Consider the following 23,845-nt stretch of genomic DNA (forward strand, 5'->3'; position numbering starts at 1 on the left):
CGTGGAGCGGGATGCTTAATAGTTGAAAGTCTTGACCAGCAGCAGATCACCGATCGCCCGCAGGGGCACGATGAATGTTTCGCGTTTTTCGTCGACGGTGTTTTCGTTGAGCACCAGCGTGATTTGCGAGGTGATTACCTCGTTCTGGTTGCTGGTCTCCTCGAAGTTATAGCCGCCGTTGCCAAAGTTGCCCCAATAGTTGACGTAAACCAGATAGGTGCCATGCAGCGGCGCGGTCATGGTGAACATTTCCGGGCCGGGACCATCGACGCCATCCGGGTCGAGCCCGCCGCCATTGCTCAGCGCCGGCCGCGCCCAAAAGGCATGCTGGCCATCGGGCGTGACAATGTGCAGATCGAGCTCGGCCTTCGGATCGTCCCATCCCAAGACAAGACGAATTTTCGCCGGCGTGCGCAGGTTATTTGCTTCATAAAATTGCACGCGCTTGAGCGACTGGCCCTCGGCGCTGATCACCTCGACGCTGTTGGAACCGGCGCCGAACGCATAGGGCCGGGCGAAACGGCCCAGGTCGTCGGTGTACAGATTCAGTGGGTTGCCGTTCACGGCGAGACTGTGCGGCGGGCGCATATGCCCGATGGCCTTGAGCTGGCCCTGGATCATCGTGCGATTGCGCTGGATGCCGCGATCGATCGGCGGCGTGGGATAGGCGACTTGCGGGTTTTCCGTGCGATCGAGCAAGCCGTGGTAGCGCCAGCCGCCCACCGGCTCCGACATCTCTGCTGTCGGCGCGGCCAGCAGCGCAGGCGCGCAGGCCAGGCCGATCAGCAGCAAAAGAAATGAACGCATGTATTGCCTCCTGCCATGCCTGAACGAAACCTTGCACCCGATCCTCGGTACTTCACAGCGGTGGAAACTGCGTTTCGTCTGAAAGACCCGTGACTGTCGGGTCGTAGAAGGCGCGAAGATTAGCCATTCGGCAGTTTTTTAACAATCGGATACATCGGCTTTTGCGGTAGGAATCAAGCACATTTATTGAGCGTGAGCCGAATAGCCGACTTATTCGGCTCACAAAATGAGCCGAATAAACGCCACGCTTACTGGCTCATTGGCACAATGTCATCTTTGGCCCCTGAGAATCATCCCCGCAAGACCCGCTCATTTGCCCATAAACCCCCTATCTGCTAGTGTCGCGCCGGTTTAACGTCAACCGGAAACTGCCGCCATGGCCCGCAAAAAAGCTGCACTGGATTTCGAACAGTCCCTCGCCGACCTGCAAACATTGGTCGAGCGTCTGGAGAACGGTGAATTGTCGCTGGAAGACTCGCTGACCGCTTTCGAGCAGGGCATCGGGCTGACCCGTGATTGCCAGGCAGCGCTGGCCCAGGCCGAGCAGAAGGTGCAAGTGCTGCTGGAGCGTGATGGCGAACTCGCCGAGGAACCCTTCGACGCGGAACAGCCAGAATGATTGCAGCGTATTCGGCGACCAGCCAGGCCCGAGTCAACGCGGCGCTGGAAACCCTGTTCAACGCCCCGCTGCCGGAGCTGGCGCGTCTCTACGAGGCCATGCGCTATAGCGTGATGAACGGCGGTAAACGCGTGCGTCCGCTGCTGGCCTACGCCGCGTGCGAAGCGCTCGGTGGCAAGGCTGAGCAAGCCAACGGCGCAGCGTGCGCGGTTGAACTGATCCACGCGTATTCGCTGGTTCACGACGATTTGCCGGCGATGGACGACGATGATCTGCGACGCGGCCAGCCGACTACCCACAAAAAATTCGATGAAGCCTGCGCAATCCTCGCTGGTGACGGCTTGCAGAGCCTGGCGTTCAGCGCCTTGCTCGATCCGCATCTGAGCAATCTCGACGCCGACATCCGTCTGCAAATGGTCACGGCTCTGGCTCAAGCCGCAGGCCCGGCGGGTATGGTCGGTGGTCAGGCCATCGATCTCGGTTCGGTCGGGCTCAAACTCGATCAGAAAGCCCTCGAACAGATGCACCGGCACAAGACCGGCGCGCTGATCGAAGTCAGCGTCAAACTCGGCGCCCTGGCCAGCGGCCGTGCCGAAAAGGATGAACTGAAAGCCCTGCAAACTTATGCACAGGCCATTGGCCTGGCCTTTCAGGTGCAGGACGACATTCTCGACGTCGAAAGCGATACCGCGACCCTCGGCAAACGCCAGGGTGCCGACATCGCCCGCGACAAGCCAACCTACCCGGCCCTGCTGGGTCTGGACGCCGCCAAGGCCTACGCCCTGGAACTGCGCGATCAGGCGCTGCACGCCCTGCGACCGTTTGACGCGGCCGCCGAGCCTTTGCGCGAGCTGGCCCGGTATATCGTCGATCGGCGCAACTGACGGCGATTCAGCCAAAAAAGACCAACGCGTGGGCAGGGGGCGATGCATCAGGTAAACTGCCGCATCTTTTATACCTATAACGATTCGCCTGATGCCCACGACGTTTCATGAGATTCCCCGCAAGCGCCCGACCACGCCCCTGCTCGACCGCGCGAACACGCCGGACGGCCTGCGCCGGTTAGGCGAAGCCGAGCTGGAAACCCTGGCTGATGAGTTGCGCCTGGAATTGCTCTACACGGTCGGCCAGACCGGTGGGCATTTCGGTGCCGGCCTGGGCGTCATCGAGCTGACCATCGCGTTGCATTACGTCTTCGACACCCCGGACGACCGGCTGGTGTGGGACGTCGGTCATCAGGCGTATCCGCACAAGATCCTCACCGGACGCCGCGAGCGCATGGAATCCCTGCGCCAGAAGGACGGCATCGCCGCCTTCCCGCGTCGTGCCGAGAGCGAGTACGACACCTTTGGCGTCGGCCACTCCAGCACGTCGATCAGCGCAGCGCTGGGCATGGCGATTGCCGCCCGCCTGCAAAACAGTGATCGCAAGGCGATTGCCGTGATCGGCGATGGCGCGTTGACCGCAGGCATGGCCTTCGAGGCGCTGAACCACGCGCCGGAAGTCAACGCCAACATGCTGGTGATCCTCAACGACAACGACATGTCGATCTCGCGCAACGTCGGCGGTCTGTCGAATTATCTGGCGAAGATCCTTTCCAGCCGGACTTACGCGAGCATGCGTGAAGGCAGCAAAAAAGTGCTGTCGCGCCTGCCCGGCGCCTGGGAAATCGCCCGCCGCACCGAAGAATACGCAAAAGGCATGCTGGTTCCCGGCACGCTGTTCGAAGAGTTGGGCTGGAACTACATCGGCCCGATCGACGGCCACGACCTGCCGACCCTGATCGCTACACTGCGCAACATGCGCGATCTGAAAGGCCCGCAGTTCCTGCACATCGTCACCAAAAAAGGCAAAGGCTTCGCCCCGGCGGAAGTCGACCCTATCGGTTACCACGCGATTACCAAGCTCGAACCTGTCGACGCTCCGGCCGCTGCACCGAAAAAAGCTGGCGGGCCGAAGTATTCGGCGGTGTTTGGCGAATGGCTGTGCGACATGGCTGCATCTGATCCGCGTCTGGTCGGGATCACCCCGGCAATGAAGGAAGGCTCGGATCTGGTGGAGTTCAGCGAACGTTTCCCGCTGCGCTACTTCGATGTGGCAATTGCCGAGCAACACGCGGTGACGTTCGCTGCCGGCATGGCCTGCGAAGGCGCGAAACCGGTGGTGGCGATCTACTCGACGTTCCTCCAGCGCGGTTACGACCAGCTCGTTCATGACGTAGCGGTACAGAACCTCGACGTGCTGTTCGCCATCGACCGCGCAGGTTTAGTGGGCGAAGACGGCCCGACCCACGCCGGCAGCTTCGATCTGTCGTACCTGCGCTGCATCCCGGGCATGGTCATCATGACCCCGAGCGATGAAAACGAACTGCGCAAAATGCTCTCCACCGGCCACCTGTACAACGGCCTGGCGGCGGTGCGTTACCCGCGTGGCAGCGGCCCGAATGCAGCCATCGAGAAAGACCTCGAGCCGATTGAAATCGGCAAAGGCATCGTCCGTCGCCAGGGCAGTAAAGTCGCCCTGCTGGTGTTCGGCGTGCAACTGGCCGAGGCGCTGAAAGTCGCCGAAAAGCTGGATGCTACCGTGGTCGACATGCGCTTCGTCAAACCGCTCGATGAAGAGCTGGTACGCGAGATTGCCGGCAGCCACGAGTTGCTGGTCACCATCGAAGAGAACGCGATCATGGGCGGCGCCGGTGGCGCGGTCAGCGAATTTCTCGCACGCGAGAACATCCTCAAGTCGATGCTGCACCTGGGCTTGCCGGATGTTTACGTCGAGCACGCCAAGCCTGCGCAGATGCTGGCGGAATGCGGACTGGATGAGGCAGGGATCGAGGCGTCGATTCGCGAGCGTCTGGAACTGCTCAGCAAGTAACACGCAATACCCATGTGGGAGCGAGCCTGCTCGCGAATGCGGACTTTCAATCAACCACTGTTGACTGATTTACCGCCTTCGCGAGCAGGCTCGCTCCCACATTTGATTTGTGTACACCTGAAACACCCACGGACCACCGATGAACCTCTCACGCCTCGCCCTGCCCTTCCTTCTGCTGCCAACCGCCAGCGCCCTCGCCGACACCTTCGAACGCGATCAAGCCCTGAAACTGCCGGACACGCTGATCTCCGCCAACCGCCAGGTCGAAGCACGCAACGACAGCAGCGCCGCCAACACTGTGTTCACCCGCGAAGACATCGACCGCCTGCAACCGAGCGACGTGCCGGACCTGCTGCGCCGGGTGCCGGGCGTTCAGGTCGCGCAGGCCGGCGGGCGCGGCAGTCTGCCGGGGATCTACATTCGCGGCACGCAATCGGCGCAGAGCCTGGTGCTGATTGATGGCCAGCGCATCGGCAGCTCCACTTCCGGCGACAGCAACCTGCAACACCTGAACATCGAACAGATCGAGCGCGTGGAAGTGCTGCGCGGCTCGCGCTCGGTGATTTACGGCAGCGATGCGATTGGCGGGGTGATTCAGATCTTCACCCGGCGCGGCAGTGAACAAGGTCTGCAGCCACGCCTGCACGTCGGCTTCGGCAGCAACCAGACTTGGGAACGTAGTCTCGGTTTGTCCGGTGGCGATGACAAAACCCGCTTCAACCTTGGCGCCAGCCTCGATGAAACCGCCGGCCTCGACCGCACCCACGCGTCGTATCCGAGCGACGGCGATCATGACGCCTACCGCAACAAGTCCGTCAGCCTGAGCCTCAGCCATGCGCTGACCGATGACATCGAAGTCGGCGCCAATCTGCTGGATAACAGCGGCAAGAGCGAGTTCGACAATCCATTCGGACGTTATGACTACGTCACGGATACTTCCCACCAGCAGCAGCCGTACAGTGACTTCAACGTCAGCAGCATCAGCAGTTACGTCGATGCTCGGGTCAACGACCTCTGGAAAACCCGCGTCGAATTTGGCCACAGCGAAAACCGCGAGAAGACCCTCGACAAGCTCAGCGACGAGCGCACGGTGTTCAACACCTACCGCGACTCGGTGAACTGGCAGAACGACCTGACCCTGAATCCGCGCAACAGCCTGATCCTCGGCGGCGACTGGTATGAAGACCGAGTCAACAGCAGCACCGCCTTCGACGAGGACAGCCGCTGGAACCGCGCGGCGTTTATCCAGCATCGCTATCAGGCCGACAGCTTCTCCACGGAACTGGGCCTGCGCCACGACGACAACCAGCAGTTCGGCAGCCAGAACACCTGGAGCGGCACGTTCACCCTGCCGCTGAACCCGGACAACGATTTGCTGCTGAGCTACAGCGAGGGCTTCCGCGCGCCGACCTTCAATGACCTGTACTACCCGGACTTCAGCAACCCGAACCTGAAGCCGGAAACCTCCAAGAGCTACGAACTGCAATGGCGCAGCCAGTTGAGTGACAACGCTCGACTGGAAGCTTCGCTGTACCGCACCGATCTGGAAGACGCGATTATCTTCGGCAGCAACTCGCGGCCGGAGAATGTGGCCTCGGCACGAATCAATGGCTTTGAAGCAGCGCTGAAGCAGGAGCTGTTTGGCTGGCAGAGCAATCTTGGCGTGGCGATTATCGATCCGCGTGATCGTGATACAGGTCACACCTTGGCGCGACGGGCACGGCGTACGGCCAGTTGGGATATGGACCGTCAGTTCGATCGATTGAGCCTCGGCGCGAGTTGGCAATTAGTCAGCGCCAGTTACGACGACTTGAAAAACACTCAGCCACTGGGTGGCTACGGCACGCTCGGGCTGCGTAGCAGCTGGGCGCTGAACCGCGAGATCAAGCTGGATCTGAAGGTCGATAACTTGCTGGACAAGGGTTACAGCCGCGCGAACTACAGTTACGACGGCAGTCAGTATGGCTATCGTGAGGAAGGTCGGGCGTGGATGTTTGGGGTGACCTGGACGCCTGAGCTGCGCTGAAATTCCCTGTAGGGATTATTTGTCTGGTGCGATCACTTGGCAGAGCTTGGCGGTGGCGGCGATCATTTGGCCGCTCGGCCGTTCGAGGCCTTTATCGGTGACCAACAGCAGTTTCCCCTGCCTCACCGCTGCCACCTGCGGCCAAGCCCTCCACGCCTCAAGCTGCGCCTGATCACCTGCGAGAATCACCTCGGGATCACGCTGCAACACCGCTTCGACACTCACTTGCGGTGCCGGCAGGCTCAGGTCGCCAAAGACATTGCGCGCACCACACACCTCAAGCGCATCGCTGATGATCTGCCCACCGCCGATGGTATAGAGCGGCTTGTCCCAGACTTGATAAAACACTTTCAGCGGCGTATCCCGGCGATAGCGCTGGCGCAGGCCGTCGATTTGTCTACGAAGATCCGCCGCACGTTGCACCCCACGTTCCGGGCGCCCCAGTTGCCCGGCGATGTCTTCGATCTGCGTGGTGAGTTGTTCGAACGTATGCGGCTCGGCGACGTAAGTCGGGATGTTCAACCGCTTGAGCTGGTCACGCTGCGCCGGGCCGACACTGCCGGGCCAGAGCAACAGCAGATCGGGTTTGAGGCTGAGCAAACGCTCCATGTCGAGTTGGCCATAGCGACCGACTGAGGGAACATTCGCAATCGCAGCAGGCCGATCGCCCCCATCCAGCACGCCAACCAGCAGATCGGCCGAATCCAGATCAACGACGATTTCAGAAAGAGACGGCGCGAGACTGACCACGCGCAGAGCGGCCAGCGTCGACCCGCTGACGGCCAGCAGCAGAACCGCCAGCCAGAGACGGCGCATCAGCCGAGTTGACGCGGGATACGGTAGAGGTAGAACAGCACCGCCGTGGACAATGCCAGCAACATCAGCGGTACGGCTTCAAGGCCGACGAATACCGCCAATGCGCCGATCCACGCCGGCAACGCCGCGGCGAGAAAGGCAGTTCGGCGCCGCGCCGCGAGCGCGATCCATGCAGTCGGCTCATCCGGGGTATCGAGGGCTTTTTGCGTGGCGATCAGCGCATGTTTGTAGCGGCCGAAAAATTTCAGGCTGACAAACATTGAGGCAACACCAGCGATAAAGAACGGCATCGCCAGTACCGGCAGGATCGCCTCGCTTTGACCGAACACGGCGTTGAGCACGAACAACGGCACCAGCGCCAGCGTCAGGTATTTCCACCAGTCGACGCTGAGGCGACGGCGCACCTGACCGCGAGTCACGCCCGGTCTACCTCGCCCTGATGCTCATTGCCCATCATGTGGTCGAGTTTGCTGGCCTTGGTCGCCAGGTACAGTTTGTTGTGCGGGTTGTGGCCGGTGTGCAACGGCACGCGCTCGGCGACGACGATGCCCATGTCGGTCAAGGCTTTGACCTTGCGCGGGTTGTTGGTCATCAGACGCAGGGATTTCACACCCAGATGCTCGAGCATCGGCAGGCACATGGCGTAGTCGCGCTGGTCGGCGGCGAAGCCAAGACGCTCGTTGGCTTCAACGGTGTCGGCGCCGCCGTCCTGCAATTCGTAGGCACGGATCTTGTTCAACAGACCGATGCCGCGACCTTCCTGGCGCAGGTACAGCAGGACGCCACGACCTTCGCGAGCGATGGCTTTGAGCGCGCCCTCGAGTTGCGAACCGCAGTCGCAACGCTGGCTGAACAAGGCATCACCCGTCAGGCATTCGGAGTGCAATCGGCCGAGTACCGGGGCTCCGTCGGCAAAATCACCCAGGCTCAGCACGACGTGCTCGCGACCGGTGGCTTCATCGAGAAAACCGTGCATGGTGAATTGCGCAAAAGGCGTTGGCAGCTTGGAAGCGGCGACAAAAACGACAGGCACCGGTGTGCTCCTGATCTAAAAAAGTCTGAAGATTCGCTGGGCGGCATTGTAACAGCAGGTTCCTACAGACGCTTAGGCTGAATTATCGGGCATAACGATCAAAAAGTTTGATGACTCCCGGACAACATGGACCGCTGTAGGAGCTGTCGAGTGAAACGAGGCTGCGATCTTTTGATCCTGATTTTTAAGATCAAGATCAAAAGATCGCAGCGTGCCGCAGCTCCTACAGGGGTTTCGCGTCAGGGCAAACTAAACGGATAAGGCTGCTTCCAGCGCTCGAATACCGGCTTCAGCTCGCCGCTTTTCACCAGTTGCTCCATGCGCTGGTCAAACAGCGCCATCAACGTCCGCGCTTGTGGCGTATTGGCGAAACACAGGTACAGCGGCAATTCAGCGATATGAGTGGTGCGGAACTGCGAAGGATCCCTGGCCCGGCTGAGCACATAGTCGATCTCCGTCAGCGCGTCGATGTAATAGTCGGCGCGGTTGTGGGTCAGCATCGACAGAATCCCGGTACGCCGGACGACTTCGTTATAGCCGCGCACGTTGGGCAAATAATTCTGATAGTCGTAGCCACGTACCCAAGCCAGTCGGTAACTGCCCAAGGTTTCCGGCGTCGGCGCCGGGTTGCTGGCAAGGCCCAGCGCGTAAACGTGGTCGGTGTCGAAATTCCAGCGCGGATAAAGCAGTTCGCTGAATTCTTGATGATAAGAGCCGACACAGGCATCGACCTCGCCGCGCTGGGCCAGCCCCACTGAACGGGTGTACGGCTCGGTGCGAATATTCAGCTTCACCCCGGCCGGCTCGAACACCTTGCGCAAGATATCCCAGCCCAGCCCATGGCCGTCGGCGGCGGTGTAGTCTTCCCAGTCTTCGCTGGCCAGGTGGATGACCGAGGGCGCTGGCACTGATTCCTGCGCACTGGCCACTGTGCCCAGCAGGGCAAAAACCAATAGCACCAACCAGCGTCCAGCCATCCCTAGTTACCTCACTTGACGCCTGGGCCCCGCAAGGTCAGGCGAAAATCCACACCAGTCCCTGCATCGCCAGCCAGGCAAACACGCCGGCCAGCACGTCGTCGAGCATGATGCCGACGCCGCCATGGACATGCCGGTCGATCCAGCGAATCGGCCAAGGCTTGAGAATATCGAAGAAGCGGAATACCAGAAAACCCGCGAGCAACCAGTACCAGCCTTCCGGCACCAGCCATAGGGTGATCCACATCCCGACCATTTCGTCCCAGACGATGCCTTCGTGGTCGTGCACCCGCAGATCATCGGCGACCTTGCCGCACAGCCAGAAGCCGAACAGCATGGTGATCCCGAGCATCAGCCAGTAACCCCAGTCGGGCAGCATCTGCCACAACGGGATAAAGGGTAGCGCAACTAACGAGCCCCACGTGCCCGGCGCCTTGGGCAAGGTGCCCGAACCGAAGCCGAACGCGAGGAAATGCCAGGGATTGCGCCAGACAGACGGCGGAACGAATTCGGCCGGAACCTGTTTCGGGTGATCTGTCACGGTGTCTCCTGAAAATGTTGATAACCCCGGATTTGCGGGGTGATGTCGTGGCCGTCTCGATCCAGCAGCACCACGCCCTGCCCCTCTGCCACGCGACCGATCACATGGATCGGCCAACCGGCAGCCAGCAGCGCCGGCAACTCGACAGACGGTAACGTGAATGCCAGCACGTAATCATCGCCACCACTGAGCGCCGCGCGCTCGGCGCCGCGCTGGCCGAGAAACGCCACTAAAGCATCCGACAACGGTACGCGCTCGCGTTCAATCTCAAGCCGCACCTTCGACGCCAGGGCGATGTGCCCGCAGTCAGCGAGCAGGCCATCGGAGATATCCAGCGCTGACGTGGCTTTACCGCGCAGCGCCTGACCGAGGGCCAGTTGCGGTTGCGGCGACCAATAGTGATCGAGCAGCGGCTGGGCGATGTCCAGCGCGGCGTCGCGCTGACCCAATACCAGCGGTAACGCACCGGCGGCATTGCCCAGTTCACCGCCGACACACAGCAAGTCACCCGGTTGCGCGCCGCTACGGGTCAAGGCCTGACTGGCCGGGACGCGGCCGAACACGGTGACGGTCAAGCTCAACGGCCCGCGCGTGGTATCGCCACCGACCAATGCCACGCCGCAGCTCTGCGCCATGCGGTTCAAACCACGGGCATAGGCTTGCAGCCAATCGGCGGTCACCGTCGGCACAGTCAGGGCAAGGGTAAAGGCAACGGGCGTGGCGCCCATGGCGGCCAGATCGCTGACCGCGACGGCCAGCGAGCGCTGACCGAGCAGAAACGGATCGCAGGGGTCGGCGAAATGCACACCGGCCACCAGCGTATCGGTGGAAATCGCCAGCTGTTCCCCGGGAGGAACCGCCAGCAAGGCGCAGTCGTCGCCGATCCCCAGTGCAACGCCTTCGCCGCCCTGCGCACAGAGCGCGGCGGCGAAGTAATTGCGGATCAGCTCAAACTCGCCCATGACTGAGAAAAAGTATTCAAGCGCCGATCAGCGCTTGAACGCCTTCACTTCAGCTTCACGCAGGCGCGGGGCCAGCTTGTCGAGTACGCCGTTGACGAACTTGTGGCCGTCGGTTGAACCGTAGACTTTCGCCAGTTCGATCCCTTCGTTGATTACCACACGGTACGGCACGTCGACACGTTTGAGCAGCTCCCAGGCGGACAGGCGCAGTACGCACAATTCAACCGGGTCGAGCTCTCCGATGGTCAGGTCCAGGCACGGCGCCAACGCGGCGTCGATCTCGGTCAGGCTCGCTGGAACACCGTGCAGGATGTCGTGGAAGTAGCTGGCATCGGCATAGGTAAAATCGTTATCGACGCGAAACTGCGCTTCGATTTCGTTCAGCGAGGTACTGGCCATGTGACGCTGATACAGTGCTTGAGTCGCCAACTGACGGGCAGCCCGGCGCTTCTCGCTTTTCGAAGGCTTGCCGGCGTCCGCTGGACGTGGCTCGCGCGGGTTGAAACGATCGCTTTCGTCGCTAATCACTTGGCCTCCAACTGCGCCAGCAGGCTGACCATTTCCAGAGCGGACAGGGCAGCTTCAGCACCTTTGTTACCGGCCTTGGTGCCGGAACGTTCGATGGCTTGCTCGATGGAATCAACGGTCAGAACGCCGAAAGCGACCGGCACGCCGAACTCCATGGACACCTGGGCCAGGCCCTTGGTGCATTCGCCCGCCACGTATTCGAAGTGCGGAGTACCGCCACGAATGACCGCGCCGAGAGCGATGATGGCTGCGAACTCGCCTTTCTGGGCGACTTTCTGCGCAACCAGCGGAATTTCGAAGGCGCCAGGTGCGCGGATGATGGTGATGTCGCTTTCGCTCACGCCGTGGCGAACCAGGGCATCAACTGCACCGCTGACCAGGCTTTCAACGACGAAGCTGTTGAAACGGCCCACTACCAAAGCGTAGCGGCCTTTAGGGGCGATGAAGGTACCTTCGATGGTCTTCAGGGTCATTCGTCAGATCTCTTAAAGAGCCGGGACGCGTTTGCTACGCATCCCTCAGTGATTTATTTGCCGCGAAATCAGGGCCGGAAACAACCGGTCATTATTCGGAGGGCACGTATTCTACAACTTCCAGATCGAAACCGGATATCGCATTAAATTTCATTGGCGCCGACATCAGGCGCATTTTGCGTACGCCAAGGTCGCGCAGGATCTGCGAACCGGCACCGACGATGCTGTAAGTGGTCGGTTTTTTCACCACAGCCTGATCGGCGGTTTCGCGGATGTGCGCCAGCAACACGTCGCCATCGAGCGGGTGACCGAGCAACAGCACCACACCGCTGCCAGCCTCGGCAACCGCCGTCATGGCGGCGCGCAGACTCCAGCGGCCCGGTTGTTTGACCATCAACAGGTCGCGCAGCGGGTCCATGTTGTGTACGCGAACCAGGGTCGGTTCTTCGGCGCAGACGGTGCCCAGCGTCAGGGCCATGTGCACGTCGCCTTCCACGGAATCACGATAGGTCACCAGGTTGAATTGGCCCAGTTCGCTGTCCAGTGGCTGCTCGGCAATCCGCTGAACGGTACGTTCGTGGATCATCCGGTAGTGAATCAGGTCGGCAATGGTGCCGATCTTGATGTTGTGTTCGGCGGCGAAGGCTTCCAGTTCGGTGCGACGGGACATGGTGCCGTCGTCGTTCATCACTTCGCAGATCACGCCGCTCGGCTCGAAACCGGCCATGCGCGCCAGGTCGCAAGCGGCTTCGGTGTGGCCGGCACGCGCCAGGGTGCCACCGGCCTGCGCCATCAGCGGGAAGATATGGCCGGGGCTGACGATGTCTTCAGCCTTGGCGTCTTTGGCGGCAGCCGCTTGCACGGTGCGCGCACGGTCGGCAGCGGAAATGCCGGTGGTCACGCCTTCGGCGGCTTCGATCGAGACGGTGAACTTGGTGCCAAAACCGGAACCGTTGCGTGGCGCCATCAGCGGCAGCTTCAGCAGTTCGCAGCGCTCACGGCTCATCGGCATGCAGATCAGGCCACGGGCGTGCTTGGCCATGAAGTTGATGTGCTCGGCCTTGCAGCATTCGGCGGCCATGATCAGGTCGCCTTCGTTCTCGCGGTCTTCGTCATCCATGAGGATGACCATCTTGCCTTGGCGGATGTCTTCAACCAGTTCTTCGATGCTATTGAGCGCCACAAGGCACCCCCTTGGGTCAGGATTTGAGATAGCCGTTGGCGGCCAGAAAGCTTTCAGTGATGCCACCAGCGCTTGGCTCTGCGGCCTTGTCGCCGAGGAGCAGACGCTCCAGATAACGCGCCAGCAAGTCGACTTCCAGGTTCACCCGGCGACCTGGCTTGTAGGAAGCCATGATGGTTTCGCTCAAGGTGTGCGGGATGATCGTCAGCATGAACTCGGCGCCATCGACCGCGTTCACGGTCAGGCTCGTGCCGTCGACGGTGATCGAGCCTTTATGGGCGATGTACTTGGCCAGCTCTTTCGGTGCGCGGATGCGAAATTCCACGGCGCGGGCATTATCAGCGCGGGAGACGATTTCACCGACACCGTCGACGTGACCGCTGACCAAGTGCCCGCCGAGACGGGTGGTCGGGGTCAGTGCTTTTTCCAGATTGACCGGGCTGCCGCTTTTCAGGTCGTTCATGGCGGTGCAGTCGAGGGTTTCGCGGCTGACGTCGGCAGCGAAGCCGTCGCCCGGCAGCTCAACGGCCGTCAGGCAGACGCCGTTGACCGCGATGCTGTCGCCGAGTTTGACGTCGCTCAGGTCGAGCTTGCCGGTTTCAACATGCACCCGCACATCACCGCCCTTTGGGGTCAATGCACGGATACTGCCGATGGATTCGATGATGCCGGTAAACATGGGGTTCTCCTTGAGAACGAAGCCAGCGCTAACGCGATGGCCGGGAATTATACGCTCGCCGAAAGGACAGGGATGGCAGTGACTCGCCAGTCATCGCCAACCGCGCGGATTTCAGTGATTTTCAGCTCGGGAGCGTCCTTCATATAGCTCAGCGGCCAATCCAAAAGCGGACGCGCCGTGGAGCCGAGGAACTTGCCGGCGATGAAGATCACGAACTCATCGACCAGACCGAGCTGAGCAAAGGCACCGGCCAGACGAGGGCCGGCCTCGACCAGCACTTCGTTGACGCCACGGTTGGCCAGTTCGATCAGTAATTGATGCAAATCGACCTGACCGTCATCACCCGGCACGACCAAACATTCCGGGCCATTGGCGTATTGCTCTTCGACCGCCATGCAGGTGGCGACCAACGCCGGGCCAGCCTTGAAGAACGGCGCGTCCAGCGGCACCCGCAGGCGTCCGTCGATCAGCACGCGCAGCGGCGGACGGCTCATGGCCAGTGCGGTTTGCCCGGCATCCAGACCCAGCTCATCAGCGCGCACGGTCAAGCGTGCGCCGTCAGCCAGCACCGTGTCGGCGCCGGTCAGCACCGCCGCCGCTTGCGCGCGCAAACGCTGCACCGCCGAACGTGCGGCCGGGCCGGTGATCCATTGACTCTCGCCGCTTTCCATCGCCGTGCGGCCGTCGAGACTCATGGCCAGTTTGACCCGCACGAACGGCAAGCCGTGTTCCATGCGTTTCAGAAAACCCTGATTGAGCTTGCGCGCCTCAGCTTCCAGTACGCCGCTTTCAGTCGCAATGCCGGCATCGGCCAGACGTTGCAAGCCACGGCCCGCCACTTGCGGGTTCGGATCACGCATCGCCGCGACCACCCGAGCCACGCCGGCATTGACCAACGCATCGGCGCACGGCGGGGTGCGGCCATGGTGGCTGCACGGCTCGAGGGTGACGTAAGCGGTCGCCCCCCGGGCCAGCTCACCGGCAGCGCGCAAGGCGTGGACTTCAGCGTGAGGCTCGCCGGCGCGTTCGTGCCAGCCTTCGCCGACGATCTGCCCGTCCCGCACCACCACGCAGCCAACCCGGGGATTAGGATGCGTGGTGTAGTGACCTTTGCGCGCCAGTTCCAGCGCGCGGGCCATGAAGTGGGCGTCGAGGATGGCCTGCTCGGCGGCGCTGGTCATTCTTTCACCGGTTCGCGGGCGAGGCGGTCGATCTCTTCGCGGAACTCGTTGAGGTCCTGGAAGCGCTTGTAGACCGAAGCGAAACGGATGTAGGCGACTTCATCAAGCTTTTGCAGCTCGGCCATCACCAGTTCGCCGACCACGAGGGATTTGACCTCGCGCTCGCCGGTGGCGCGCAGCTTGTGCTTGATGTGAACCAAAGAGGATTCGAGGCGCTCGACGCTCACCGGACGCTTCTCCAGGGCGCGTTGCATGCCCGCGCGGAGTTTTTCTTCGTCGAACGGCTGGCGGCTGCCATCGGTTTTGATCAGGCGCGGCAACACCAGTTCGGCCGTCTCGAATGTCGTGAAACGTTCGCCGCAGGCCAGGCATTCACGCCGGCGGCGCACCTGTTCGCCCTCGGCGACCAGACGCGAGTCGATGACCTTGGTGTCGTTGGCACCGCAGAAGGGACAGTGCATGGTGGCTGGCAACAAAAAAAGGGAGGGCCATGGTAGCGCATCCCGGTGGCAAGACAAGCCATAGGGTTTGCGGTATACAGACTGGCATGATCGTTTGATCCATGGATTTCATTTTGCCGGAGCTGCCAATGTCGTTACGTCCGCTCGTTTTGCTCAGTTTTTTAAGCCTGCTGGTGGCCTGCAGCAGCGATGCGCCCAAGCCTCAGCCGCCCACTCCAGGCCCGGCGCCACAGCAGGCGCAGAAAAAAGCCAAGGAAGCCGCCGACCTCGGCCCGTTGCCGGCGTATCAGCGCGAACTGAGTGGCACCTTGCAAGGTGTGCCGGCCGGTGCCGAAGTCGAACTGGCGCTACTGGTGATCGATGCAAAGGATCGCCCGCAGCAATTGCTCGCCAGTTCCAGCCTGATCGGCAACAACCAGATTCTGCCGTTCCATGTGCGCTTCAACCCCGAGGCCTTCCCGGCCGGGGCGCGGGTTGAACTGCGTGGCCGCGCCAGCCAGTCTGGCCAGTTGATCCTGCATCTGCCGTCGCAAACCATTACCCAGCCGACCACTCAGGCATTGGGCCAACTGCAATTCGTCAAAGCACCATGAATGCACCGCTCGACCTGCAACAGGCGTTGGGTGAACTGCTCGGCGACGCCAGACTGAAAGCCTGTGCGTTGCCGGACACCGATTTGCAGTTGTGGCTGATTGACGGCGACAACATGGCGCGCGAATTCAGCCAGGAAGAAACCCAACGAATTCTGCACGAGCCGCCCTACTGGAGCTTTTGCTGGGCCAGTGGTCTGGCGGTGGCGCGTTATCTGGCCGAGTTTCCCGAGTGGGTGCGCGGCAAACGCGTCCTGGATTTTGGCGCCGGTTCCGGCATCGCCGGGATTGCGGCGGTGAAGGCCGGGGCGTTGGAAGTGGTGGCCTGCGATCTCGATCCGCTGGCGATCGCGGCGTGTCGGGCGAATGCCGAACTCAACGATGTGCAGATGAGTTATTCGACGGATTTCTTCGCCGAAGCGGATCGCTTTGACCTGATTCTGGTGGCTGATGTGTTGTATGACCGGGCGAATCTGCCGTTGCTCGATGCGTTTCTCAGCCGTGGCCGTGAAGCGCTGGTGGCCGATTCGCGGGTTCGGGATTTTCGCCATCCGTTGTATGAGCGCATTGAAATGCTTGAGGCCATGACCTTGCCAGATCTGGCGGAGCCGGAAGAGTTTCGGCATGTGAGCCTTTACCACGCGCGTCGCGATCTTTTGCGCCACCCCTTATAGTGCGTTCATTGACGCTTAAAAGAGATCCCCCATGAGTCAACAAACGCCGTACATCTTCGACGCCACGACTGCCGATTTCGACCAGTCGGTGATCGAGGCTTCCTTCAATAAACCCGTGCTGGTGGATTTCTGGGCCGAATGGTGTGCGCCGTGCAAGGCGCTGATGCCGATGCTGCAAGGCATTGCCGAGAGCTATCAGGGCGAGTTGCTGCTGGCCAAGGTCAACTGTGACATCGAGCAGGACATCGTGGCCCGCTTTGGCATTCGCAGCCTGCCGACTGTGGTGCTGTTCAAGGACGGTCAACCGGTCGACGGTTTTGCCGGCGCGCAACCGGAATCCGCCGTACGTGCCTTGCTAGAACCCCATGTGCAGATGCCGGCGCCGACCGCGGCCGATCCATTCGAACAGGCTCAGGCCTTGTTCGATGACGGTCGTTACGCCGATGCCGAAGCCGCGCTGGTGGTGATGCTCAACGAAGACAACACCAACGCCAAGGCATTGATCCTGTACGCCCGTTGCCTGACCGAGCGCGGCGAACTGGACGAAGCGCAAACCGTGCTCGACGCGGTCAAGAGCGATGAGCACAAAGCCGCGCTCGCCGGGGCGAAGGCGCAGATCAAATTTCTGGGCCTTGCCCGCGACCTCCCGGACGCTGCCGACCTGAAAACCCGTCTGGCGCAAAACCCGCAGGACGATGAAGCGGTGTATCAACTGGCGATTCAGCAACTGGCTCGTCAGCAATACGAAGCGGCTCTGGATGCCTTGCTCAAGCTGTTCATCCGTAATCGCAGCTACGGCGAAGGTTTGCCGCACAAGACCTTGTTGCAGGTGTTCGAGTTGCTGGGCAACGATCACCCTCTGGTGACCGCCTACCGTCGCAAGTTGTTTGCCGCGCTGTACTAAGCGTTTACTCGATCCAGCTGTAGAGCGGCGTATCCCCGCCGCTCACCACTTTCACATCCGAACTGTGCCGCAGCCGCACCAGCAAGCGTTTGCCTGCCCCTGCGCTGCCGGTCAGCCCTTCCAGTTGTTCGAGCAGATCCGGCCCGCTGAGTTGCCCGGCCTTGCGCAGCAAATCCCGGGCAGCCTGCCACAACGCATCGTCCTGATTGAGCGGTTTCGCCGCTGGCGCCGAAGCGGCCGCCGCTTGAGCTATTTGCGGCTGCGCACCAAGGACTGAGCCCAGCTTCGCCCAGTCGCTGTCATCCAGTTCCACCGTCAAATCCACCGGCACGTCGCCGACGGTTCCACGTATCCGCAACATTGAGTTCGCTCCCACATATTTCTGACCTGCATGCTCCCACGGGACTTGTGTAACGCCAAGCGCACGGGCAAACTCTGCGCACTTTCGTTATAAGATTACATAACAAACTCTTCACTTTACTTCCCGGAGACCGCCATGCGTCGTCTGATGCTCGCTTTGCCGTTTGCCCTGTTGCCGCTGGCCATCGCCCATGCTGCTGATGAGCATGACCACGATCATGAACACGGCAGCCTTGGCGCGCACGAACATGGAGTCGGTCGTTTGAACGCCGCGCTGGATGGCCAGACTCTGGAACTGGAGCTGGAAAGCCCGGCGATGAATCTGGTCGGTTTCGAACACGCCGCCACCACGGATGCCGACAAGGCCAAAGTCGCCGCCGCCCGCGCCCAACTGGAAAAGCCTCTGACGCTGTTCAAGCTGCCAGCCGCTGCCGGTTGCAAAGTGGTCAGTCAGGAACTGGAAAGTCCGTTGTTCGGTGACAAGCCGGATGCCGATGATCACGACGACGGTGAAGCGGGCAAGGACGGCCACGAGCATCATCACGACCACAGTGAAATCCACGCGCACTATCAGTTCAAGTGCGCAGCTCCGGGCGCCTTGAAGACGCTGGATCTGGCGAACATTTTCAGCACCTTCCCGGCGACGCAGAAAATTCAGGTACAACTGATCAGTGCCAGCGGTCAGCAAGGCACCGAAGTGACGGCCAAGGCTGCTGCGCTGAAGTTCTGATTCCAACGCTGCCCTGTGCAGGAGCTGCCGAAGGCTGCTCCTGCAGGGGCTATGAAAACTTTTGAAACTGGCGCCATGACCCAAGCACTCATCGAACTGTCCGACCTGGGCTTCAGTTGGCCCGGCCACCCGCCGCTGCTGGACATCCCGGCGTTTCGTCTGGAGCCGGGTGAAACCCTGTTCCTCAAAGGCCCCAGCGGCAGCGGCAAGACCACCCTGCTCGGCCTGCTCGGCGGTGTGCAGAAACCCGATCGTGGCAGCATTCGTCTGCTCGGCCAGGAACTGACCGCACTGTCCGCCGGCGCCCGCGACACCTTCCGCGTCGATCACACCGGCTATATCTTCCAGCAGTTCAACCTGCTGCCGTTTCTCTCGGTGCGTGAGAACGTCGAACTGCCCTGCCACTTCTCCAGGCTGCGTGCCGAACGGGCGAAGCAGCGTCACGGCAGCGTCGATCAAGCCGCCGCCACCCTGCTTGCTCACTTGGGTTTGAAGGACGAAAGCATCCTCAGTCGCCGCGCCGACTCGTTGTCGATCGGCCAGCAACAAAGGGTCGCCGCCGCCCGCGCTCTGATCGGTCAGCCGGAACTGGTGATCGCTGACGAACCGACCTCGGCGCTGGACTACGACGCCCGAGAAAACTTCATTCGCCTGTTGTTCGCCGAATGCCGCGAGGCCGGTTCCAGTCTGCTGTTCGTCAGCCACGACCAGAGTCTGGCGCCGCTGTTCGACCGTCATCTGTCCCTGGCCGAACTCAATCGCGCCGCCACGTCTGCCGAGGTCTGAGATGTATCTGTTTCGTCTGGCCATGGCCAGCCTGGCCAACCGCCGCTTCACCGCGTTGCTCACCGCATTCGCCATCGCCCTGTCGGTCTGCTTGCTGCTCGCCGTCGAGCGGGTGCGCACCGAGGCCAAAGCCAGTTTCGCCAGCACCATCAGCGGCACTGACTTGATCGTCGGCGCCCGTTCCGGCTCGGTGAATCTGCTGCTGTACTCGGTGTTTCGCATCGGCAACGCCACCAACAACATCCGCTGGGACAGCTTCGAACACTTCGCCAACAACCCGAAAGTGAAGTGGGCGATCCCGATGTCCCTCGGCGATTCCCATCGTGGCTACCGGGTGATGGGCACCACCGAAGCGTATTTCGAGCATTACCAGTACGGCCGCCAGCAGCACCTGCAACTGGCCGATGGCCGCGCGTTTGCCACCGATCCGTTTGAAGTGGTGCTCGGCGCCGAAGTCGCCGACGCGCTGCATTACAAGCTTGGCGACAAACTGGTCCTGGCCCATGGCGTAGCGGCGATCAGTCTGGTCAAACACGATGACAAACCGTTCACCGTGGTCGGCATTCTCAAGCGCACCGGCACCCCGGTGGATCGCACGTTGCACATCAGCCTCGGCGGCATGGAGGCGATTCACATCGACTGGCACAACGGTGTGCCGGCGCGGGGCAACGGGCGGATCACGGCCGATCAGGCGCGCAACATGGACCTGGCGCCGCAAGCGATCACCGCGTTCATGCTTGGCCTCAACAGCAAGATTTCCACTTTCGCGCTGCAACGCGAGATCAATGAATTCCGTGGTGAGCCAATGCTGGCGATCCTGCCGGGTGTGGCCTTGCAGGAGTTGTGGAGCCTGATGAGCACCGCCGAGAAAGCGCTGTTCGTAGTCTCGCTGTTCGTGGTGCTGACCGGTTTGATCGGCATGCTCACGGCGATTCTCACCAGCCTTAACGAGCGTCGCCGCGAGATGGCGATTCTGCGTTCGGTCGGTGCGCGGCCGTGGCACATCGCGAGTCTGCTGGTGCTGGAAGCCTTTGCCTTGGCGTTGACCGGGGTGATCGCCGGGCTGGCGTTGCTGTATATCGGCATCGCTGCTGCGCAGGGTTATGTGCAGGCCAATTACGGATTGTTCCTGCCGCTGGCGTGGCCGAGCGAGTATGAATGGACGCTGCTCGGTGGCATTCTGGCGGCCGCGCTGCTGATGGGCAGCGTGCCGGCCTGGCGCGCGTATCGCCAATCCTTGGCCGATGGCCTGTCGATTCGTTTATGAGGATGTTTTCCATGCCCCGCGCCGTGCTCGCGCTGTTGTTGCTGGTCGCCCTGCCCGTGTGGGCGGCGGCGCCGAAAGATTTGACCTGGTCGGAAATGATCCCGCCGGACGCGGCGCCGGAAGTGCCGAACATGACCCCGCTGCACGATCTGTCGAAGATGAGCGATGCGCTGTCTGCCGAAGCCGCGCCAGCGGCGAAACAGGACATGCCGAATGCTCCGGTTGTGCAATCACTCGATGGTCAGAACATTCGTCTGCCGGGCTACATCGTGCCGCTGGAGGTCAATGAAGAAGGACGCACCACGGACTTCTTGCTGGTGCCGTATTTCGGCGCCTGCATCCATGTGCCGCCACCGCCGTCGAACCAGATCGTGCATGTGAAAAGCGAGTTGGGCGTGAAGCTCGATGAGTTGTATCAGCCGTATTGGGTCGAAGGGCCGATGCAGGTTAAAGCGTCGAGCAGCGAACTGGCGGATGCCGGGTATCAGATGGAGGCGGACAAGATTTATGTGTATGAGCTGCCGGAGTGAATCCGACAGTTCTGTGTTGTTTGTAAGGGCCTCATTGCTGGCAAAGGTTCCACAAAAGCAGGCTCCTTCACTGTTTCATTGAGCTGAGTCAAAAGACCGTATCAGTTGGCTTCGTACCATAGGACATCAGAAACTTTTAACGTCCTTTTGGAGCCCCCATGAACAAGTCCTTGCTCAGCGCCTCGCTGTTTGCCCTCGCGCTCGCAGCCCCGCTCGCCCACGCTCACGAAGCCGGCGACATCCTGATTCGTGCCGGTGCAATCACCGTCAACCCGAAGGCCGACAGCTCCAGCGTCAAGGTCGATCAGGGTCCGCTGAGCGGCACCAATCTGGGCGGCAAGGCGACCATGAGCAGCGACACTCAACTGGGCCTGAACTTCGCTTACATGCTCACCAACCACGTCGGTATCGAGTTGCTCGCGGCCACCCCGTTCGAGCATGACGTGAAGCTCAAAGGCACCGCCCTGCCAGCAGCCAACGGCAAACTCGGCACCCTGAAACACCTGCCACCGACCCTCAGCGTCGTTTACTACCCGCTGGATTCGAAGTCGGCGTTCCAACCGTATGTCGGCGGCGGCATCAACTACACCTGGATTTACGACGAGCACGTCGGCAGCGAAGCCAGCGCCAATGGTTTCAGCAATTTCAAGGCGAAGAATTCCTGGGGTCTGGCGTGGCAAGTGGGTGCGGACTACATGCTGACCGACAACATCATGCTCAACGCTCAAGTGCGCTACATCGATATCGATACTCGCGCGACTGTGGAGAACAACGCTGTGGCGCCGGGTACTCGCGCACGGGTGAATGTGGATGTGGATCCGTTCATCTACATGGTGGGTTTGGGCTATAAGTTCTAAGCCCGTTTTACAGAACGTTCACGTGGTGGTGAATGAGGCTTGGTGGTGAGCAGCTTGAACTGAAGGGGACTGCTGCGCAGTCGATCGGGGATAAATCCCCTCGCCACAGGGATTGAGATAAATTCCGGCCGTGAAAAAGGCGCCTGTCAAAAGGCGCCTTTTTCATGTCTGCGGTAATGCTATTTTCCGAGCAACCGCGCCAGCCCCACGCTCATCGGCGTCTGCTGTGGCAGTTTGAACCGCTCCAGCAACCGCCGGTTGTTCGCCCGCGAGTGGCGGATGTCGCCGGAGCGTGCCGGGCCGTAGCTGACCGGTGGCAACTCGCCGACCACTGATTGCAGGGCTACAAGCATCTGCTTGAGGCTCATCGCCTCGTTCCAGCCAACATTCACAGGTCCCACGTCCACATCAGGCTTTTCGATCGCCTGCACCAGAATATCGACCAGATCCTCGACATACAGGAAATCACGCGTCTGCTCACCATCGCCGAACACGGTGATCGGGAGACCTTTCTGCGCGCGTTCGCTGAAAATGCTGATCACACCGGAGTACGGCGAGGACGGATCCTGACGCGGCCCGAAGATGTTGAAGAAGCGGAAGATCGCCGGTTCCAGACCATGCTGGCGACGGTAGAAATCGAAGTAATGCTCGCCGGCCAGTTTGTCCGACGCGTAGGGCGTCAGCGGAGCCTTTGGCGTGTCTTCATCGATCGACTCGCCCTCGCCATTGTTGCCGTACACCGCTGCGCTGGAGGCGTACAACACACGCTTGACCCCGGCCAGACGCATGGCTTCGCAGACATTCAAGGTGCCGATGAAGTTGCTCTGGTGAGTCTTCACCGGATCATCCACCGACGCCTGCACCGAAGCCACCGCCGCCAGGTGGGCGACTGCGTTGCAGCCTTGCATCGCCTGGGCAACGAGCGCAGCGTCGGCGACATCGCCAACGATCAATTCAACCTTGGGATTGTGCAGCGGCAGGTTGCTGCGCTTGCCGGTCGACAGATCGTCCAGCACCCGAACCGAATGCCCTTTGGCGAGCAAGGCGTCGGTCAGATGCGAGCCGATGAAACCGGCTCCGCCGGTGATTAAAACAGTACCTTCAGCCATGACGGTAGAACCTATCCAGTAAGCCCGGGAGCGCGGCACGCCAGGCGCGCGGTTTGATCCCGAAAGTGTGCAGAATTTTCTTGCAGGCGAGCACCGCGTGTTGCGGTTCTTCGGCGGCGTCCGGTCGCGCGGCGTGGGCCTGGGCGGTCGGCGCTTCGATGGCCAGTGCGTGCAGGCTGCGGGCCTCGGTCAGAATCGCCTGACCCAGCGCCAGCGGTGTGGTCGCCTCGTGGCCGGCGTAGTGATAAGTGCCCCACAGCGGCGCTGCGCAATCGAGTTGCTTGAGCACCGAAATGATCACTCGGGCGGCGTCGTCGACCGGTGTTGGATTACCCCGGCGATCATCCGCCATGAGCAATTCTTCCGGTTGCTCGGCGCGGGCAAGGAAACGTCCGAGGGTGCCGTCGGGGCTGTCATCAAGCAGCCAGCCGAAACGCAGCAACACGTGTTGCGGGCACGTCGCGCGAACACTTTGTTCGATGCGCCACAACGCTTGACCGCGCAGGCCCAGCGGCACCGGTTCGTCTTTTTCGCTGTAGGCGGTGGCACGCGAGCCGTCGAACACCCGATAACTGGAGGGTTGCACAAGGACGATGTTGTGATGCTGGCACAGTTCGGCCAGCCGCTCGATCGCGCGTTCCTGCCCGGCCATGCGGCTTTCGCTGACAGTCTCGGCCTGGAACCAGTCGAAATAGTAGGCAAGGTTGATCAACGCATCGGGACGGGTGTCGTCGAGCAGTTGCGTCAGGCTCGCGGCATCCCAGCCGTCTTCGGGGGGGCGGGGGGCGAGGAAACCGATGTCTTCTTCCGCACCGAGGCGAATCAGCGCCTGCCCAAGGGCATTTCCGCCGCCCAGTAACATAAGGCGCATTCGCATA

Annotated in this window: 28 protein-coding genes; 12 read left to right on the forward strand and 16 right to left on the reverse strand. The window is 61.4% G+C overall.

The window, feature by feature from the left end:
* Positions 1-15 precede the first annotated feature (15 nt).
* A complete protein-coding gene (locus tag ACA074_RS24645; RefSeq protein WP_497677960.1) occupies positions 16-807 on the reverse strand; it encodes a YfaP family protein in 792 nt (263 codons plus the stop codon).
* 376 nt (positions 808-1,183) lie between these two features.
* Here ACA074_RS24645 and ACA074_RS24650 point away from each other — a divergent pair, with 376 nt between their 5' ends.
* From ACA074_RS24650 to ACA074_RS24665, 4 genes are all read left to right on the forward strand, one after another.
* Entirely contained in the window at positions 1,184-1,426 is a 243-nt protein-coding gene (locus ACA074_RS24650) for an exodeoxyribonuclease VII small subunit (protein ID WP_003228627.1), read from the forward strand.
* Positions 1,423-2,310, forward strand: coding sequence for a (2E,6E)-farnesyl diphosphate synthase (ispA, locus tag ACA074_RS24655; protein WP_497677961.1), 888 nt, complete (start codon positions 1,423-1,425; stop codon positions 2,308-2,310). Before ACA074_RS24650 ends, ispA begins: the two co-directional genes overlap by 4 nt.
* A 91-nt stretch (positions 2,311-2,401) precedes the next feature.
* Positions 2,402-4,300 carry a 1-deoxy-D-xylulose-5-phosphate synthase gene (gene dxs / locus ACA074_RS24660; protein ID WP_497677962.1) on the forward strand — a complete coding sequence of 633 codons (1,899 nt, stop codon included), beginning with the start codon at positions 2,402-2,404 and terminating at the stop codon, positions 4,298-4,300.
* A gap of 139 nt (positions 4,301-4,439) precedes the next feature.
* Positions 4,440-6,326: a TonB-dependent receptor domain-containing protein gene (locus tag ACA074_RS24665; protein ID WP_497677963.1), complete on the forward strand. Its 1,887-nt coding sequence runs from the start codon at positions 4,440-4,442 to the stop codon at positions 6,324-6,326.
* Positions 6,327-6,341: 15 nt separating this feature from the next.
* Here ACA074_RS24665 and ACA074_RS24670 read toward each other — a convergent pair whose 3' ends face one another.
* The 12 genes from ACA074_RS24670 to nrdR form a co-directional block, all read right to left on the reverse strand.
* The gene (locus tag ACA074_RS24670) at positions 6,342-7,142 is read right to left on the reverse strand and encodes a cobalamin-binding protein (protein WP_497677964.1); all 801 of its coding nucleotides are present in this window, start codon (positions 7,140-7,142) and stop codon (positions 6,342-6,344) included.
* Positions 7,142-7,561 carry an MFS transporter gene (locus tag ACA074_RS24675; protein ID WP_401270285.1) on the reverse strand — a complete coding sequence of 140 codons (420 nt, stop codon included), beginning with the start codon at positions 7,559-7,561 and terminating at the stop codon, positions 7,142-7,144. Before ACA074_RS24675 ends, ACA074_RS24670 begins: the two co-directional genes overlap by 1 nt.
* Complete coding sequence (gene ribA, locus ACA074_RS24680) at positions 7,558-8,175, reverse strand: GTP cyclohydrolase II (protein ID WP_095188498.1); 618 nt, start codon at positions 8,173-8,175, stop codon at positions 7,558-7,560. The genes ACA074_RS24675 and ribA overlap by 4 nt, the downstream gene beginning before the upstream one ends.
* Positions 8,176-8,414: 239 nt before the next feature.
* A complete protein-coding gene (locus ACA074_RS24685; protein WP_497677965.1) occupies positions 8,415-9,152 on the reverse strand; it encodes a substrate-binding periplasmic protein in 738 nt (245 codons plus the stop codon).
* Between the two features lie 37 nt (positions 9,153-9,189).
* Entirely contained in the window at positions 9,190-9,693 is a 504-nt protein-coding gene (locus ACA074_RS24690) for a phosphatidylglycerophosphatase A family protein (RefSeq protein ID WP_007910933.1), read from the reverse strand.
* On the reverse strand, positions 9,690-10,655 hold the full coding sequence (thiL, locus tag ACA074_RS24695; RefSeq protein WP_497677966.1) for a thiamine-phosphate kinase: 966 nt from the start codon (positions 10,653-10,655) through the stop codon (positions 9,690-9,692). The genes ACA074_RS24690 and thiL overlap by 4 nt, the downstream gene beginning before the upstream one ends.
* Positions 10,656-10,682: 27 nt before the next feature.
* Positions 10,683-11,183 (reverse strand): transcription antitermination factor NusB, encoded by a 501-nt coding sequence (nusB, locus tag ACA074_RS24700; RefSeq protein ID WP_489879899.1) that lies wholly within the window; start codon positions 11,181-11,183, stop codon positions 10,683-10,685.
* Positions 11,180-11,656 (reverse strand): 6,7-dimethyl-8-ribityllumazine synthase, encoded by a 477-nt coding sequence (gene ribH / locus ACA074_RS24705; protein ID WP_003228649.1) that lies wholly within the window; start codon positions 11,654-11,656, stop codon positions 11,180-11,182. The genes nusB and ribH overlap by 4 nt, the downstream gene beginning before the upstream one ends.
* 91 nt (positions 11,657-11,747) lie before the next feature.
* Positions 11,748-12,839 carry a bifunctional 3,4-dihydroxy-2-butanone-4-phosphate synthase/GTP cyclohydrolase II gene (gene ribBA, locus ACA074_RS24710; protein WP_497245395.1) on the reverse strand — a complete coding sequence of 364 codons (1,092 nt, stop codon included), beginning with the start codon at positions 12,837-12,839 and terminating at the stop codon, positions 11,748-11,750.
* A 16-nt stretch (positions 12,840-12,855) separates the two neighbouring features.
* The gene (locus ACA074_RS24715; protein WP_187678778.1) at positions 12,856-13,518 is read right to left on the reverse strand and encodes a riboflavin synthase; all 663 of its coding nucleotides are present in this window, start codon (positions 13,516-13,518) and stop codon (positions 12,856-12,858) included.
* Between the two features lie 47 nt (positions 13,519-13,565).
* Positions 13,566-14,699, reverse strand: a complete 1,134-nt coding sequence (ribD, locus tag ACA074_RS24720) for a bifunctional diaminohydroxyphosphoribosylaminopyrimidine deaminase/5-amino-6-(5-phosphoribosylamino)uracil reductase RibD (RefSeq protein ID WP_497677967.1) — start codon at positions 14,697-14,699, stop codon at positions 13,566-13,568.
* Positions 14,696-15,160: a transcriptional regulator NrdR gene (gene nrdR / locus ACA074_RS24725; protein ID WP_007910946.1), complete on the reverse strand. Its 465-nt coding sequence runs from the start codon at positions 15,158-15,160 to the stop codon at positions 14,696-14,698. Before nrdR ends, ribD begins: the two co-directional genes overlap by 4 nt.
* Before the next feature lie 128 nt (positions 15,161-15,288).
* On the opposite strand from nrdR, the gene ACA074_RS24730 reads away from it, so the two are divergent.
* From ACA074_RS24730 to trxA, 3 genes are read left to right on the forward strand one after another with little or no spacing between them, the layout of a single operon-like run.
* Positions 15,289-15,753, forward strand: a complete 465-nt coding sequence (locus tag ACA074_RS24730; RefSeq protein ID WP_187678776.1) for a YbaY family lipoprotein — start codon at positions 15,289-15,291, stop codon at positions 15,751-15,753.
* The gene (locus ACA074_RS24735) at positions 15,750-16,424 is read left to right on the forward strand and encodes a class I SAM-dependent methyltransferase (RefSeq protein WP_187678775.1); all 675 of its coding nucleotides are present in this window, start codon (positions 15,750-15,752) and stop codon (positions 16,422-16,424) included. The genes ACA074_RS24730 and ACA074_RS24735 overlap by 4 nt, the downstream gene beginning before the upstream one ends.
* 31 nt (positions 16,425-16,455) lie before the next feature.
* The gene (gene trxA, locus ACA074_RS24740; RefSeq protein WP_497677968.1) at positions 16,456-17,328 is read left to right on the forward strand and encodes a thioredoxin; all 873 of its coding nucleotides are present in this window, start codon (positions 16,456-16,458) and stop codon (positions 17,326-17,328) included.
* Between the two features lie 4 nt (positions 17,329-17,332).
* On the opposite strand, the gene ACA074_RS24745 is transcribed toward trxA, so the two are convergent.
* Entirely contained in the window at positions 17,333-17,689 is a 357-nt protein-coding gene (locus ACA074_RS24745; protein ID WP_497677969.1) for a hypothetical protein, read from the reverse strand.
* A gap of 135 nt (positions 17,690-17,824) precedes the next feature.
* Here ACA074_RS24745 and ACA074_RS24750 point away from each other — a divergent pair, with 135 nt between their 5' ends.
* The 5 genes from ACA074_RS24750 to ACA074_RS24770 all read left to right on the forward strand — a co-directional run bounded on the left by ACA074_RS24750 (position 17,825) and on the right by ACA074_RS24770 (position 21,858).
* Positions 17,825-18,418, forward strand: coding sequence for a DUF2796 domain-containing protein (locus ACA074_RS24750; RefSeq protein ID WP_497615443.1), 594 nt, complete (start codon positions 17,825-17,827; stop codon positions 18,416-18,418).
* A gap of 75 nt (positions 18,419-18,493) precedes the next feature.
* Positions 18,494-19,204, forward strand: a complete 711-nt coding sequence (locus ACA074_RS24755) for an ABC transporter ATP-binding protein (RefSeq protein WP_187678771.1) — start codon at positions 18,494-18,496, stop codon at positions 19,202-19,204.
* Between the two features lies 1 nt (position 19,205).
* Complete coding sequence (locus tag ACA074_RS24760) at positions 19,206-20,471, forward strand: ABC transporter permease (RefSeq protein ID WP_401270248.1); 1,266 nt, start codon at positions 19,206-19,208, stop codon at positions 20,469-20,471.
* An 11-nt stretch (positions 20,472-20,482) separates the two neighbouring features.
* Positions 20,483-21,001, forward strand: coding sequence for a DUF3299 domain-containing protein (locus tag ACA074_RS24765; protein ID WP_187678769.1), 519 nt, complete (start codon positions 20,483-20,485; stop codon positions 20,999-21,001).
* A gap of 158 nt (positions 21,002-21,159) precedes the next feature.
* Positions 21,160-21,858 carry an OmpW/AlkL family protein gene (locus ACA074_RS24770; RefSeq protein ID WP_497658182.1) on the forward strand — a complete coding sequence of 233 codons (699 nt, stop codon included), beginning with the start codon at positions 21,160-21,162 and terminating at the stop codon, positions 21,856-21,858.
* A gap of 179 nt (positions 21,859-22,037) precedes the next feature.
* On the opposite strand, the gene pgnE is transcribed toward ACA074_RS24770, so the two are convergent.
* Positions 22,038-22,967, reverse strand: a complete 930-nt coding sequence (gene pgnE, locus ACA074_RS24775) for a UDP-N-acetylglucosamine epimerase PgnE (RefSeq protein WP_497677970.1) — start codon at positions 22,965-22,967, stop codon at positions 22,038-22,040.
* Positions 22,960-23,844: a sugar nucleotide-binding protein gene (locus tag ACA074_RS24780; protein ID WP_100847084.1), complete on the reverse strand. Its 885-nt coding sequence runs from the start codon at positions 23,842-23,844 to the stop codon at positions 22,960-22,962. Before ACA074_RS24780 ends, pgnE begins: the two co-directional genes overlap by 8 nt.
* Position 23,845 lies beyond the last annotated feature (1 nt).

This window comes from Pseudomonas sp. LBUM1655 (assembly GCF_059716085.1).

Bases quoted from the DNA above. Each gene is read 5' to 3' on its own strand.
- ACA074_RS24645 (WP_497677960.1), bottom strand. From the start codon at position 807: ATGCGTTCATTTCTTTTGCTGCTGATCGGCCTGGCCTGCGCGCCTGCG.
- ACA074_RS24650 (WP_003228627.1), top strand. From the start codon at position 1,184: ATGGCCCGCAAAAAAGCTGCACTGGATTTCGAACAGTCCCTCGCCGAC.
- ispA (WP_497677961.1), top strand. From the start codon at position 1,423: ATGATTGCAGCGTATTCGGCGACCAGCCAGGCCCGAGTCAACGCGGCG.
- dxs (WP_497677962.1), top strand. From the start codon at position 2,402: ATGCCCACGACGTTTCATGAGATTCCCCGCAAGCGCCCGACCACGCCC.
- ACA074_RS24665 (WP_497677963.1), top strand. From the start codon at position 4,440: ATGAACCTCTCACGCCTCGCCCTGCCCTTCCTTCTGCTGCCAACCGCC.
- ACA074_RS24670 (WP_497677964.1), bottom strand. From the start codon at position 7,142: ATGCGCCGTCTCTGGCTGGCGGTTCTGCTGCTGGCCGTCAGCGGGTCG.
- ACA074_RS24685 (WP_497677965.1), bottom strand. From the start codon at position 9,152: ATGGCTGGACGCTGGTTGGTGCTATTGGTTTTTGCCCTGCTGGGCACA.
- thiL (WP_497677966.1), bottom strand. From the start codon at position 10,655: ATGGGCGAGTTTGAGCTGATCCGCAATTACTTCGCCGCCGCGCTCTGT.
- ribH (WP_003228649.1), bottom strand. From the start codon at position 11,656: ATGACCCTGAAGACCATCGAAGGTACCTTCATCGCCCCTAAAGGCCGC.
- ACA074_RS24715 (WP_187678778.1), bottom strand. From the start codon at position 13,518: ATGTTTACCGGCATCATCGAATCCATCGGCAGTATCCGTGCATTGACC.
- ribD (WP_497677967.1), bottom strand. From the start codon at position 14,699: ATGACCAGCGCCGCCGAGCAGGCCATCCTCGACGCCCACTTCATGGCC.
- nrdR (WP_007910946.1), bottom strand. From the start codon at position 15,160: ATGCACTGTCCCTTCTGCGGTGCCAACGACACCAAGGTCATCGACTCG.
- ACA074_RS24730 (WP_187678776.1), top strand. From the start codon at position 15,289: ATGTCGTTACGTCCGCTCGTTTTGCTCAGTTTTTTAAGCCTGCTGGTG.
- ACA074_RS24735 (WP_187678775.1), top strand. From the start codon at position 15,750: ATGAATGCACCGCTCGACCTGCAACAGGCGTTGGGTGAACTGCTCGGC.
- trxA (WP_497677968.1), top strand. From the start codon at position 16,456: ATGAGTCAACAAACGCCGTACATCTTCGACGCCACGACTGCCGATTTC.
- ACA074_RS24745 (WP_497677969.1), bottom strand. From the start codon at position 17,689: ATGTTGCGGATACGTGGAACCGTCGGCGACGTGCCGGTGGATTTGACG.
- ACA074_RS24750 (WP_497615443.1), top strand. From the start codon at position 17,825: ATGCGTCGTCTGATGCTCGCTTTGCCGTTTGCCCTGTTGCCGCTGGCC.
- ACA074_RS24755 (WP_187678771.1), top strand. From the start codon at position 18,494: ATGACCCAAGCACTCATCGAACTGTCCGACCTGGGCTTCAGTTGGCCC.
- ACA074_RS24760 (WP_401270248.1), top strand. From the start codon at position 19,206: ATGTATCTGTTTCGTCTGGCCATGGCCAGCCTGGCCAACCGCCGCTTC.
- ACA074_RS24765 (WP_187678769.1), top strand. From the start codon at position 20,483: ATGCCCCGCGCCGTGCTCGCGCTGTTGTTGCTGGTCGCCCTGCCCGTG.
- ACA074_RS24770 (WP_497658182.1), top strand. From the start codon at position 21,160: ATGAACAAGTCCTTGCTCAGCGCCTCGCTGTTTGCCCTCGCGCTCGCA.
- pgnE (WP_497677970.1), bottom strand. From the start codon at position 22,967: ATGGCTGAAGGTACTGTTTTAATCACCGGCGGAGCCGGTTTCATCGGC.
- ACA074_RS24780 (WP_100847084.1), bottom strand. From the start codon at position 23,844: ATGCGAATGCGCCTTATGTTACTGGGCGGCGGAAATGCCCTTGGGCAG.